At 32.9% G+C, this 14,023-nt stretch carries 13 protein-coding genes; 9 read left to right on the top strand and 4 right to left on the bottom strand.

The window, feature by feature from the left end; all coding sequences use genetic code 11:
• A complete protein-coding gene (locus ACE3PD_RS11110) occupies positions 1-3,414 on the bottom strand; it encodes a T9SS type A sorting domain-containing protein (protein WP_374402447.1) in 3,414 nt (1,137 codons plus the stop codon).
• 131 nt (positions 3,415-3,545) lie between these two features.
• Between ACE3PD_RS11110 and ACE3PD_RS11115 the strand changes: the two genes are divergently transcribed.
• From ACE3PD_RS11115 to feoB, 3 genes are all read left to right on the top strand, one after another.
• The gene (locus tag ACE3PD_RS11115) at positions 3,546-4,241 is read left to right on the top strand and encodes an SCO family protein (protein ID WP_374402449.1); all 696 of its coding nucleotides are present in this window, start codon (positions 3,546-3,548) and stop codon (positions 4,239-4,241) included.
• Positions 4,242-4,339: 98 nt separating this feature from the next.
• Positions 4,340-4,567, top strand: a complete 228-nt coding sequence (locus ACE3PD_RS11120) for a ferrous iron transport protein A (protein ID WP_374402451.1) — start codon at positions 4,340-4,342, stop codon at positions 4,565-4,567.
• Positions 4,568-4,572: 5 nt separating this feature from the next.
• Complete coding sequence (feoB, locus tag ACE3PD_RS11125) at positions 4,573-6,675, top strand: ferrous iron transport protein B (RefSeq protein WP_374402454.1); 2,103 nt, start codon at positions 4,573-4,575, stop codon at positions 6,673-6,675.
• A 123-nt stretch (positions 6,676-6,798) separates the two neighbouring features.
• On the opposite strand, the gene ACE3PD_RS11130 is transcribed toward feoB, so the two are convergent.
• Both ACE3PD_RS11130 and ACE3PD_RS11135 read right to left on the bottom strand, forming a co-directional pair.
• Positions 6,799-7,617 carry a ZIP family metal transporter gene (locus ACE3PD_RS11130; protein ID WP_374402456.1) on the bottom strand — a complete coding sequence of 273 codons (819 nt, stop codon included), beginning with the start codon at positions 7,615-7,617 and terminating at the stop codon, positions 6,799-6,801.
• Between the two features lie 2 nt (positions 7,618-7,619).
• Entirely contained in the window at positions 7,620-8,267 is a 648-nt protein-coding gene (locus tag ACE3PD_RS11135; protein ID WP_374402458.1) for a metal-dependent transcriptional regulator, read from the bottom strand.
• Between the two features lie 110 nt (positions 8,268-8,377).
• Here ACE3PD_RS11135 and ACE3PD_RS11140 point away from each other — a divergent pair, with 110 nt between their 5' ends.
• From ACE3PD_RS11140 to ACE3PD_RS11165, 6 genes are all read left to right on the top strand, one after another.
• Positions 8,378-9,517 carry a lycopene cyclase family protein gene (locus ACE3PD_RS11140; RefSeq protein ID WP_374402460.1) on the top strand — a complete coding sequence of 380 codons (1,140 nt, stop codon included), beginning with the start codon at positions 8,378-8,380 and terminating at the stop codon, positions 9,515-9,517.
• Positions 9,518-9,619: 102 nt separating this feature from the next.
• Complete coding sequence (locus tag ACE3PD_RS11145; protein ID WP_374402462.1) at positions 9,620-10,030, top strand: BrxA/BrxB family bacilliredoxin; 411 nt, start codon at positions 9,620-9,622, stop codon at positions 10,028-10,030.
• 113 nt (positions 10,031-10,143) lie between these two features.
• Positions 10,144-10,524: a hypothetical protein gene (locus ACE3PD_RS11150; RefSeq protein WP_374402464.1), complete on the top strand. Its 381-nt coding sequence runs from the start codon at positions 10,144-10,146 to the stop codon at positions 10,522-10,524.
• A 95-nt stretch (positions 10,525-10,619) separates the two neighbouring features.
• Positions 10,620-11,354, top strand: coding sequence for a lysophospholipid acyltransferase family protein (locus tag ACE3PD_RS11155; RefSeq protein WP_374402466.1), 735 nt, complete (start codon positions 10,620-10,622; stop codon positions 11,352-11,354).
• Positions 11,355-11,359: 5 nt separating this feature from the next.
• The gene (locus tag ACE3PD_RS11160) at positions 11,360-12,358 is read left to right on the top strand and encodes an acyl-ACP desaturase (protein WP_374402468.1); all 999 of its coding nucleotides are present in this window, start codon (positions 11,360-11,362) and stop codon (positions 12,356-12,358) included.
• Between the two features lie 71 nt (positions 12,359-12,429).
• Positions 12,430-13,074 carry an HD domain-containing protein gene (locus ACE3PD_RS11165; RefSeq protein WP_374402471.1) on the top strand — a complete coding sequence of 215 codons (645 nt, stop codon included), beginning with the start codon at positions 12,430-12,432 and terminating at the stop codon, positions 13,072-13,074.
• Between the two features lie 161 nt (positions 13,075-13,235).
• Here the strand turns inward: ACE3PD_RS11165 and ACE3PD_RS11170 are convergent, their stop codons facing one another.
• The gene (locus ACE3PD_RS11170) at positions 13,236-14,012 is read right to left on the bottom strand and encodes an enoyl-CoA hydratase/isomerase family protein (RefSeq protein WP_374402472.1); all 777 of its coding nucleotides are present in this window, start codon (positions 14,010-14,012) and stop codon (positions 13,236-13,238) included.
• Between the last annotated feature and the right edge of the window lie 11 nt (positions 14,013-14,023).

A 14,023-nucleotide genomic window follows, 5' to 3' on the forward strand; every position in this document is an offset into this window, starting at 1 on the left:
TTATTCTTTAATAATTCTTTTAACTGTTGATTGATTGTTTGCTGAAATTTTTACAAAATAAATTCCTTGTGCAACGGCTGATAAATCTAATGAAACTTCCGCATTTGAAATTGCAAAATCTTTTTTAGACCAAACGATTTTTCCTGTTACATCGTAAACATCAATTGCTGATGGTTCAATAGTACCTAATGCAATGTTGAATATTCCTTTTGAAGGGTTTGGATATAACACAATATTTTGTAATTCAAAGTTTTGATTAGAAAGTGTTCCATTGATTACAAAATCATCAATGTTAACTCCTAATCGATTTGCCGATTCATCAGAGTGGAAAACTATTCTAAAAATCACATTCGTTTCTGTGTTTAGTGCATTTAATGGATAAGAATAGGTTTTTAAAGTTGTATCAGCGCCTGTCCATTGAGCACCTGGGCAATTATAACAATCATTTCCAGCAGTTGCAGATGTTCTATCACTATTATACCATCCTGCACCCATAGTTCCTAAAACTGTCCAACTTGCTCCAAAATTAGTTGAGTATTGAACATAAACCACATCCCAATTTTGCTCTAAATCAAACTTCATTGCAAAACTAATTTGTGGATTAATTATATTGGATAAGTTATAGCATTGAGAAACTAAATAAGATTTAGTTGCATCTGGATAGTTACCTGTTAAATTTGTGGTATAAACGGTATTACCAGATGTTGTCATTGTTCCTCCTAACCTCGTTCCTCTAACCCATAAAGAACCTGTTCCTCCTTCGTTATATGAAATTAAGGCATCTGTAGTATTTGTAAATGGGTTTACTACGCCAACAACTCCTCCATCATTAACATAAAACGTTGTACTTCCTGAATTGTTATCAGAATAAGCATCGCTAGCTGTGGTTGTATTAACATTTAAAACATGTGTACCTCTTGTTAGTGTAGCTGAAGGTAAATTAATAACTGCAGAAGCTGCAGAAGCTAAAGTATTATTCCAAACATAGTTGTAAGGCGTTCCATCGATTGTGTAATTAACCGTTACAGAAGAAATAGAAGTTGTTCCATTATTTTTTACTTCAACTTGTGGGGCAACACTACCACCACAATTGATATTGATTCCAGGATTTTGAATACTAACAAATTTTAAATCAATTGGTGGTACTTGAACTGGAATATCAGTTTGCCATATTCCTCTTCCGTATGTTGCGGCAATTAATTTTGCATCTTCTAAATTAATTTCCAAATCTCTTACTGATACATTAGGCAAATTGGTATCAAAAGGAGACCATGAAGACATAGAATCATCACGATAATAAACGCCTAAACTAGTTCCTACATATAATGGATTATCTGTATTTCTTCCTTGATGAACAATACATTCTTTACCAATTGAAGGAAGTCCTGTTGAAAAATCAGTAAAATTAACTCCTCCATTTGTTGATTTCAAAACTTTACCCGAAGCACCTTCTGTAACTAAATAAACGATGTTGCTATCTGTAGAATGAACTTCGATAAAAGTTATATTTCCATTTACGGAATTGAACACATTTGTAAAATTCACTCCTCTATCAGTGCTCTTGTAAAGACCAACACCATTTGCAACATACATAACGTCATCATTTGATGGATCTACAGCAATTTCTTCTAAATTACCCGTTCCTAAAGATGTTGCATTTTGTTGTACCCAAGCACTACCTACCAATTTGTATAAACCAGCAAACCCAGAAAACAATTCTCCTGAATTATTCGCTATTAAAGGAGTTACCCAGTTACCATTTACTCCTCCTGGAGAAGAGACTGATCCTGAATTAGAATTTCCAGCATTATTACTGATGTACATATTCTTTCCGTTTTGAATAAATCCATAATACTGATTTGGATTATTTGGATTAATTGCTGTATCCATACCATCAGCACCATAATAATTTTTCCATTGACTTCCGCTGTAGGCATGGCCTCCGTTATCTTGCAACCCTCCTACCATATTAGCAGAAGATTGTTTAGCAACCGCAATCTTATAAAATTGGCTAATTTGAGCTCCAGCTGTTAAGTCTGTGAAATTAATTCCATTGTTTTCCGAAACATAAATTCCCCCATCACTTCCACAAAACAACTTAGTTCCATGAAAACCTAAATAATGAATATCTGCATGGGTATAAGAAGGACCTGTAGGATTACTCCAACTATTAATTTTGGTTAAGTTTGTTCCTCCATTGGTTGATTTCCAAACATTCAAACAACCCGTATAAATTTCTTCTGCGTTAGTGGAAGAGACCCCTAAAGCTAAATCATACCAAGCTTGTGATGGTGATGTTGTATTTTCAAAAATATTTGTTGTTGTATTTCTAGCAGTAAATGTCGTCCCTCCATCAGTTGATCTATAGATTCCTTGAAAATTGTAATTATCTGTACTTAATTTAGAACTCAATATGTAGATATATTCTGGATTTGCTGGAGTAACATCCATTACAAATCTTCCTGAAGTAGCGGGTAATCCAGTTGAAACTTGAGTAAAAGTGGTTCCAGTATCTGTAGAACGATAAAAGGCATTTGAAGTTACCGCATACACAGTAGAAGGGTCTCCTGGTTTCAAACGAATATTTCCTTGAGAAAAACTACCCGTTTGAACTCGAGTCCATGAAGTTCCTGCATTTATAGTTTTGTATATTCCATTATTGGTAGCACACCAAAGTATTTGATTGTTCGTTGGATGAATTACAAGATCACCAGCTCTTGATGGGTTTGAACCTCCCATAGTTCCAGTAGGATTCCAAGTTAGTCCACCATCTGTTGATTTATAAACCCCTACTGAATAAGAATCTCCAGCATCTTTATCTCCAGTTGCTATATAAATGGTATTTGAGTTCGAATAATCTACTGCAATACCAGAAACCCCAATTTGAGGCAATTCATCTGTTAAAGGCGTCCAAGCAGTCCCATTATTGGTAGATTTCCAAATTCCACCTGCAGGCGAACCTAAATAAATTGTATTGGGATTGGATGGATCAACATGAATAATATTTACACGACCTTGCCCAGAAGACCACGAACCTGTATTTGTATGTGTAAATGGTCCAACAGGTTGCCAATTACTTAGAGGCAGCGCTCTGCTCGTACTGTTTCTGTTAGCCTTAACTTGATTTTTTTGTCTCCATGCATTCCAAAATTGCTCAGATGGAATAATATAACCTTGTTCATTGGTTAAATTTTTCCAATAATATTCCCAACGCATAAAAGGTTTATAACCTGATCCTTTAACATTTTTATCTCTGGTAGACCAATAAGTGTTAAAAGCCTCAACTATTTCATCAATAGTTGCTTCTCCTTTTTTAGTTGTGTTGATGTCAGCCATCCATGGAGCAGAAGGATTGTATTGTGAAAAACCTAAAAAGGAACACAATAAGCTAATAATCAAGTAATTTTTAATCATATTTTTAGTAATTTTATGGTATAATTTTACAAATATAACTAAGAAAATCAATATTTTATAATTTTAACAAATATCTATTGGTGTTTTAACAAAACTCATTTGATTTATGATTAATTTTGCAAAAAAAATATATGCTTGATTTTCTAGCTCCTTATAAAAAGTTTTTCATCATTTTTGGAATACTTTCCATTGTTATTTATTTAGGTATTTACAGCTTACTGGCTCCCAAAAAAACATTACCTATCTATTCTCCAAGAGATATTAATCCTGAATTAGTAGATTCTACAATACAACATATTGGTAACGATCATAAAATTGCCGATTTTGCATTTATAAATCAAAATGGAAAATTAATCACTCAAAAAGATTACGAAAATACCATTTATGTAGCCGATTTCTTTTTTACCACTTGCCCTACAATTTGTCCAAAAATGACAAACAATATGGCTTGGTTACAAAATCAATTAAAAAATAATCCTGAAGTAAAATTGTTGTCATTTTCGGTTACCCCAGATATTGACACACCTGAAGTTTTGAAAAAATATGCTATCGAAAAAGGTGTTGATGATTCGAGATGGAATTTAGTAACTGGAGACAAAAAGGATATTTATTATTTAGCAAGAAAATCCTATTTAGCTGTAAAAACAGGTAAGCCAGAAGAATTATACGACATGGTGCATACCGAAAATTTTATTTTGGTAGATAAGAATAAAAGAATTCGCGGATTTTACGATGGCACTAATCTAGACCAACCCAAGAATGATCCCAAAACAAAGAACATGAAACAACTTTTAGAAGATATTTTGTGGCTTAGTGAAAACCAATAATGTTAAATTCATGTTTAAATTTACTAATTCTGATAAAAATCAATTTTTGTCCAATTATAATTTTTACTTTTGTATTTTAATTCAATCTAAATAAGGAAATGGAAATTTGTTCTTCTGAACTTAAAATTGGAGAAGTTGCCGAAATAACCTCCATCAATCTAGATGAAATCCCACTAAAGTTATTAGAAATGGGGTGTTTGCCTGGAAATTCCATTACCTTAATTCAAGTTGCACCATTAGGTGATCCTTTATACTTTAACGTTAATGATTCGCATGTAGCTATTCGATTAGAAACGGCTAAAGAAATCACCGTTACCAAATTGTAATTCTCATGAGTAAAAATCCTATCAAAGTTGCTTTAATTGGAAACCCAAATGTGGGCAAAACATCGGTTTTTAATGAATTAACAGGATTGAATCAACAAGTGGGAAATTACCCAGGAATTACGGTTGAAAAAAAACAAGGGATTTGCAAATTAAACGAAACCACAAAAGCTAAAATCATCGATTTACCTGGAACTTACAGTTTAAACGCAAGTTCTATTGATGAAAATGTGGTGATTGAATTATTACTAAATAAGAATGACGAAGATTTCCCAGATGTTGCCGTTGTGGTCACCGAAGTGGAAAATTTAAAACGAAACTTACTCCTTTTTACCCAAATTAAAGATTTAGAAATTCCAACTATTTTAGTCATTAATATGGCGGATAGAATGGAATTGAAAGGAATTGAACTCGATATTCCTGTTTTAGAAAAAGAACTAAAAACGAAGATTGCTTTAATTAGTTCCCGCAAAAAAATCGGAATTGATAACTTAAAAAAACTAATTCTTAATTACGAAACGCTTTCAACCGAACCTTGTTTGAATGCTTCGTCAATTGATCCAGAATATTTTAACAATTTAAGAAGAGCATTTCCAAATCAACTATTGTATAAACTTTGGTTGGTGATTACGCAAGATGTAAACTTCTTAAATTTAGACCGAAACGAAATCAAAAGTTCGTTTACCAAATCACATTCCGATTTAAAAAAACTACAACAGAAAGAAACCATAAAACGTTATCAATTTATCAATGATACGCTAAAATTAGGTCAAAAAATAGACGTTTCAAAAGCAACGGATATTCGTGCAAAAATCGACCGAATTCTGACGCATAAGATTTTTGGTTATGTGATTTTCTTCGGAATTTTAATGCTGATTTTCCAATTTTTATTTGATTGGAGCAGCATTCCGATGGATTTCATTGATGAAACCTTTGCTAATTTAAGTTCGCTTGCCAAGCAACATCTTCCAGCAGGAGAATTTACCAATTTAATCAGCGAAGGATTGATTCCAGGAATTGGTGGAATTGTGATTTTCATTCCGCAAATTGCCTTTTTGTTCTTGTTTATTTCCGTATTAGAAGAAAGCGGTTATATGAGTCGCGTAGTATTTTTGATGGATAAAATCATGCGAAAATTTGGGTTGTCTGGAAAAAGTATTGTGCCTTTAATTTCAGGAACTGCTTGTGCGATTCCAGCGATTATGAGTGCGAGAAATATCGAAAATTGGAAAGAACGATTGATTACGATTTTAGTTACTCCATTCACCACTTGTTCCGCAAGATTACCGGTTTATGCGATTTTAATTTCCTTAATTATTCCTGAGAAAAGAGTGTTAGGTTTTTTGAGTTTACAAGGTTTAACCTTAATGGGATTATATTTATTAGGATTTGGAATGGCTGTTTTTTCAGCTTATCTATTAAACAAATATTTGAAATTAAACTGCAAATCGTATTTCGTAGTTGAAATGCCAAGTTATAAAATTCCGATGTTTAAAAATGTTGGGATTAACGTTTTAGAAAAAACTAAAGCCTTTGTTTTTGGTGCTGGAAAAATCATTTTAGCATTGTCTGTTATTTTATGGTTTTTAGGTTCACACGGATTAAGTGATGATTTTAACAACGCTGAAAAAATCATAACTGAACAAAATCAGAACAAAAACATTACTTCAGAAGAATTTGAAGACCAAGTAAACTCCTTCAAGCTTGAGAATTCATATATCGGTTTCATGGGAAAAGCCATTGAACCTGTCATTCGACCTTTAGGTTACGATTGGAAAATTGGCGTTGCCGTGGTAAGTTCGTTTGCTGCTCGTGAAGTTTTCGTTGGAACTTTAGCCACCATTTACAGTGTAGGAAGTCATAGTGAAGAAGAAACAACCATTAAAAATCGAATGGCTGCCGAAGTTCATCCTGAAACAGGAAATAAAGTATTCAATTTTGCAACTGGAATTTCATTGTTGTTATTTTATGCTTTCGCCATGCAGTGTATTTCTACTTTAGCGATTGTGAAAAAAGAAACCAATTCGTGGAAATGGCCGATAATTCAGTTGGTTTTCATGAGTGGATTTGCTTACATTACATCTTTAATTGCTTATCAATTCTTGAAATAAAATGATACAGGAAATCTTAGTCTATCTTTCTCTTACCATTGCAGTAGGCTTTTTAGTAAAAAAATTCTTTTGGAAAAAACGCAAAAAGAAATCAAAACCTTGTGGCGACGATTGTTCGTGTCATTAACCTAAAGCGACATCTAAAGTCATCATCACTATAAATCCGCCTATAAAACCTAAAGTAGCGATATCGGTATTTTTATCTTGTTGCGTTTCGGGAATTACTTCTTCAACCACCACAAAAATCATGGCTCCGGCTGCAAAAGCTAAAGCATAAGGCAATATTGGCGTGAAAAAAGTAACCGCAACTGCTCCTAAAACTCCAAAAATAGGTTCTACTAAAGCCGACGATTGTCCGTACATAAAGCTTTTTCTTCTGCTCATTCCCATTCTTCGTAACGGCATTGAAACCGCAATTCCTTCAGGAAAATTTTGAATTCCAATCCCAATAGCTAAAGTAACCGCTCCAGCAATTGATGCTTCTGGAATTCCCGCTGCCACTCCACCAAACAAAACCCCAACAGCTAATCCTTCTGGAATATTGTGTAAAGTTATGGCTAAAACTAATAGTGTAGTTCTTTGCCAAGGCGATTTAATTCCTTCCGTTTCTTTGAAATTAATGTGCATGTGTGGCAAGACTTTATCCAATCCGAAAATAAATAAAGCTCCTAAAGCAAACCCAAAAGCAGCTGGAATTACTTTTACAAAACCATCACCATCACTCATTTCAATAGCGGGTGCTAACAAACTCCAAAAACTTGCCGCAACCATTACGCCGCCAGTAAAACCTAGCATTCCATCTAACACTACACGATTCATATTCTTAAAAAAGAACACGAACGAAGCACCAAATGCTGTTAAACCCCAAGTAAAAGTAGTAGCCAAAAATGCCGCCAAAATCGGGTCAATACTTTCAAAAAAATCTATAATCGCATCAAACATAATTATTGTACATATAAATTATTAGCAATTTTATTCGAAATCGTTAATCTTTTTCCATCAATTTCAACCGTTAACGTATCATCAAAATCTTCTTTGTCGATTACTTTAACAACCGAACCTAATGCTATTTTTTGCTTGTCTAAATATTTTAAAAAATCGGTAGAAGAATCTTTTACTCCGACACAATGAAAAGAAGCGTTAATTTCTACTTCTGACAACAATTGTTTTTCGATTTTCTTAATCACACCTTTTGCATCAGGAATAGGATCACCGTGTGGATCAGCGACTGGAAAACCTAAAAAAGCATCTAACTTATTAATCAATTGTTCCGATTTGATGTGTTCTAATTCTTCCGCAATTTCATGCACTTCATCCCAGGAGAAACCTAATTTATCCACTAAAAAAACTTCCCACAAACGGTGTTTTCTCACAATCATTTTTGCTGAATGCAAGCCTTTATCAGTAAGCGTAACGCCTTGATATTTTTGATAACTTACCAAATCTTTATCTGAAAGTCTTTTCATCATATCGGTAACCGATGACGCTTTGGTATCGAGCATTCCCGCAATAGCATTCGTGTTGACACCTTTTGGAGAAACCAACGACAAATGATAAATAACTTTAATATAATTTTCTTCAGAAATGGTCATAAACATTTTATTTTGACAAATATACAAAGTTTTTAAATATCAAAATATTTTTTTAGACAAGGCTAAAAAACGATTTGAAACTATTACAACAAATTATTTATCTTTGAACAATGCAACATTATCATTACATCTTCACAGGTTCAGGATTATCGGCTTTGATGACAGTTTATGAAATGCTTTCATCAGGCAAGTTTAATGATAAATCGATTTTATTAATTGATGAGAATACTAAAAAAGTAAACGACAGAACATGGTGCTTTTGGGACGAAGATAATTTGTTTTATAACATCGTTTCAAAAAAATGGAATCAAGCTATTTTTGCGAATGAGAAATTTAATCGAGTTTTAGAATTAGCACCTTATCAATACAAGAAAATTAATGGTTTGGATTTTTACGAATTGGTTTTCAAAAAGATTTCCGAACATAAAAACATTCATTTTCTAAATCAAAAAGTAGTTGATTTTACAGAATTAGGAAATCATTGCATTGTAAAAACAGAAAACGAAACCTTCACTTGTAACAAAATTTTCAATTCAATTTACAATCCAGAAGTTGTTACAGCGCAAACCAAATTCCCATTAATTCATCAACATTTTATTGGTTGGTTTATCAAAAGTAAAGAAGCTGTTTTTACACCCAATTGCGCTACTTTCATGGATTTTTCGGTAGAACAAAAAGGTAACACAAGATTTATGTATGTTTTACCAACATCAGAAAATGAAGCTTTATTGGAATACACCTTATTTTCAAAAAACTTACTTTCTAAAGGAGAATATGAAGCTGAAATTCAAAAATATATTGAAAATTTAGGAATTACAGAATTCGAAATCATCGAAAAAGAACAAGGCAATATTCCGATGACGTGTTACCCTTTCTGGAAACACAACACTAAAAACATTGTTAATATAGGTTCAGCTGGCGGTTGGACGAAAGCAAGTACAGGTTATACTTTTAAAAATGCATCCAAAAAATCAAAAGCTTTAGTTCGATTTCTAAAATCAGAATCCGATTTTACAAAATTCCATAAAAAAGATAAATTTTGGTTTTATGATTTATTACTGTTGGATATTTTAGGTTCTAAAAACGAATTGGGTTCTAAAATATTTTCATCGATGTTTAAAAGTGGAAATTCAACTGTGATTTTCAAATTTTTAGATGAAGAAACTTCCATTTCAGAAGATTTACAAGTCATTTGGAGATGTCCAAAAATGATTTTTGTACAGGCGCTTATTGGTAGAATTTTTAAATAAGAACTAACTATCAAATCATAACAAATCTTTATGAATTCCAATTCTGTAACAAGCAAAAAACTTTGTAACTTTGTCACTCGTTAACTTATAACACTATACATTATGTATCCAGAAGAAATGGTAAACCCAATGCGTGCTGAATTAACAGACGCAGGTTTCAAAAATTTATATACAGCAGATGACGTAAAAAACGCTATCAAAGCTGAAGGCACAACTTTAGTTGTAATTAATTCGGTTTGTGGTTGTGCTGCTAGAAATGCGCGTCCAGGAGCGAAAATGAGTTTAGAAGGCGGTAAAAAACCTGCTAACTTAATCACGGTTTTTGCTGGAGTTGATAAAGAAGCAGTAGATGCAGCAAGAACTGAAATGTTTCCTTTTCCACCATCGTCTCCAAGTATGGCTTTGTTTAAAAATGGCGAATTGGTTCACATGTTAGAACGTCATCATATCGAAGGTCGTCCGGCAGAATTAATTGCTGAAAATTTAAAAGACGCTTACAACGAATTTTGCTAAAAAATTTAGTTGAAAAATAGTAACCCTGAAGGAGTTTAAAAGCACTTTCAGGTTTTTTTTATTATTAAAGCAACCATTTTACTTTTTTTACATCTTTTATATAAACAACTATCATGAAAACAAAAATTCTATTAATATGCTTTTCATTTTTATTGTTAAGCATGCAATGTGATGATGAAAATCATTCTGGTATTACTCCAGAAATGTTAGATAACAAAAAACAAGAAATTCTCGATTATATCAACAGTTTTTCTTGTGCTGAAGCTTCAGGATGTAATTCTATTGCGTTTGGCGCTAAACCTTGTGGTGGACCAAGAGAATTTTTGGTTTATCCAAACTCGGTAGATCAAGTTACATTACAAAACTTAGTTGATGAATATTACGACATGGATAATGAATACAACATACAAACGGGAGCTGTTTCTGATTGTATGGTAGTAACTGCTCCAAGTAATATTGATTGCGTAAATGGCGTTTGTACAATTATTGATTAAAAAACAGAAATGATTACTATGCAAGCATATAGAAAGACCACCAAATATGGTGGTTTTTTTATTTTATAACTTACTTTTGCACAAATTGGTTTCAAATGGAAAAAATTCTATCCTATCCACTTTCAATAGTTTATTACATTCTATTTTTACTTTGGCTATTTGTTTTTCATCCTATACAATGGGTTTGCTTTAATCTTTTTGGATATAATGCACATCGTATAAGTGTTGCTTACCTAAATTTATTTTTAGTTAGAACAGCGCATTTTTTAGGGACAACCTATCACATTAAAGGAATGGAAAATGTTCCTGAAAACAAACCTTTAGTTATTGTTGCGAATCATCAAAGTTTACATGATATTACTACAATCATTTGGTTTTTACGAAAAGTACATCCAAAATTTATCAGTAAAATCGAATTAGGAAAAGGAATTCCGAGCGTTTCCTATAATTTAAAACACGGAGGATCAGCATTAATTGACAGAAAAGATCCAAAACAAGCTTTACCCGAAATTAAAAAAGTAGCCGAATTAATTAACAAAAATAACTACTCGGTTGTCATATTCCCAGAAGGAACAAGAAGTAAAACTGGAACACCTAAACCATTCGCTGTAAACGGTTTAAAAATGTTATACAAATTTGCTCCAGATGCCTACTTCTTACCCATTACCATAAATAATTCATGGAGAATGACTAAATTCGGTACTTTCCCTCTCGGATTAGGAACTCGTTTAGAATTCACCATTCATGAGCCTATGAAAATTTCAGAACATCCGTTTGAAGAAATTTTTGAAAAAACCGAATCTGTAATTACAAAACATATTAAAATATAACCCCTATGTCTATTCAAAATGTCCGTTTAGAAGTGATGCAATTTCTAGAAAAGAAAATTGACCACTTCATGGAAGAATTCTTAATTCCAGTTGAAAAAATCTGGCAACCTACTGATTTATTACCTGATTCGTCAAAAGAAAATTTCTTAGAAGAAGTAAAAGAATTACGTGAAATCGCAAAAGATTTACCTTATGATTTTTGGGTAGTTTTAGTGGGTGATACTATTACTGAAGAGGCTTTACCAACCTACGAAACGTGGTTAATGGATGTAGAAGGTGTTTCGCAAAAAGGAGAAAAAGGCGATAACGGTTGGGCAAAATGGTTACGCCAATGGACCGGTGAAGAAAACCGTCACGGCGATGTATTAAACAAATATTTATACCTTTCGGGAAGAGTTAATATGCGCGAAGTTGAAATTACAACACAGCATTTAATCAACGATGGTTTTGATCCCGGAACCGATAGAGACCCATATAAAAACTTTGTTTTTACCAGTTTTCAAGAATTAGCTACGTATGTTTCACACAATCGTGTAGCACAGATGGCGAAGAAATTTGGTGATAAAAAATTATTCAAAATGTGTAATTTAATTGCTGGAGACGAAATGCGTCATCACTTAGCGTATAGCGAATTTGTGAAGCGTATTTTTGAAATTGACCCTAGCGAAATGATGTTGTCATTTCAATACATGATGAAGAAAAAAATTACGATGCCAGCGCATTTGATTAGAGAATCAGGCGAAAGCATTGGAACTGCATTTGAAAAATTCTCAGAATCAGCACAACGTTTAGGTGTTTACACGGCGATGGATTATGTAGATATTCTGAAAAAATTAAATGAAAAATGGGAAATCGATAAAATTACTAATCTTAGCGATGAAGCTGAAAAAGCTAGAGATTATTTAATGAAATTACCTGAAAGAATGACAAGAATTTCTGAACGATTGGTAGTTCCTGCTGAAGGACAACTTTTTAAATGGGTACAACCTGCCTTAGTAAAATAAGATTCAAAAAACATAATTTCAGATTCCAAATTCGATTATGAGTTTGGATTTTTTTTTTGTAAATTAGAACCATGCAAATTATCAACAATACTATACTTTTTGTAAAGAATCAACTAACTCATGCTGAGGGTGGTCACGATTGGTTTCACATAGAACGCGTTTATAAAAATGCTTTATTAATTGCCGAAGAAGAAGAATGTGACTTAACTGTAGTGAAATTAGCCGCTTTACTTCATGATATTGCCGATTCAAAATTTCATGGTGGCGATGAAATGGTTGGTCCTAAAACAGCGAGAACTTTTTTAGAATCGCAAAATGTTTCAGAAGACATCATTTTACACGTAATTGCTATTATTGAAAATATTTCGTTTAAAGGTGGGAATTTCGAAAAGAAATTCAATTCCAAAGAATTAGAAATTGTTCAAGATGCCGATCGATTGGATGCGATTGGCGCGATTGGAATTGCTCGTACTTTCAATTATGGAGGATTTAAAAACAGACCACTTTACAATCCAAATATTCAACCAAACTTAAACATGAGTAAGGAAGAATATAAGAATAGTGAATCGCCAACTTTGAATCATTTCTACGAAAAACTTCTACTTCTTAAAGATAAAATGAATACCGAAACAGGTAAAAAAATCGCCCAAAAACGCCATGATTTTATGGTAACATTTTTGAGTCAATTTTATGCGGAATGGGATGGTGAAGTATAGTGAGCAGTCGCAGTTTTCAGTATTCAGTCACAATAAAAAACTTATTTTGGTTTGTTATTTTTAATATCATTTTATCTGCTAAAAAATTTCTAAATGATATTAAATAAATATTCTAAATACCCTTATCGTGAAAACTGAAAACTGTGACTGAAAACTAAATCCTATTTCCCAGGAAAATCGGCTTTTCTTTTTTCTAAAAATGCCGTTGTTCCTTCTTTAAAATCTTCTGTTCCGAAAGAAAGACCAAAGTTTTTAATTTCTACTTCATAACCGTTTGTGCCGTCTTCAAAATTGGCATTAATTGCTTCAATTGCTTTTGCGATAGCTACACTAGAATTTTTTGTGATTTTTGTTGCAATTCCTTTTGTAAAATCTAACAATTCCTCTTGAGCTACAACATGGTTTACTAAGCCGTAGTTTTTAGCGGTTTCAGCATCAATCATTCCTGCTGTCATAATCATTTCCATAGCACGACCTTTTCCTACTAATTGTGCTAAACGTTGTGTTCCTCCATAACCCGGAATAACTCCTAAAGTTACTTCAGGTAATCCCATTTTTGCATTTGTTGAAGCTGTTCTAAAATGACATGACATCGCTAATTCTAATCCACCACCTAAAGCAAAACCATTAACTGCTGCAATTACTGGAGTGCTTAAATTTTGCACAAAATCAAACAACAATCTTTGGCCTTCAGCAGCTAATTTTCCGCCTTCTTCTACTGAAAAATTAGCAAATTCTGAAATATCGGCTCCAGCTACAAAAGCTTTTTCTCCGCTACCCGTTACAATAATTGCTTTTACGGATTTATCTTCGTTTAACGATTTAAACCCATCGTGTAATTCTTGAATGGTTGCTTTATTTAAAGCGTTTAATTTTGTAGGTCTGTTAATCGTTACAATTGCAATAGCGTCTTGTTTTTCAATAAGAATATTTTCCATTTTTGTTTGTT

The sequence above is a fragment of the Flavobacterium sp. genome (genome assembly GCF_041911335.1).
GTDB lineage: Bacteria > Bacteroidota > Bacteroidia > Flavobacteriales > Flavobacteriaceae > Flavobacterium.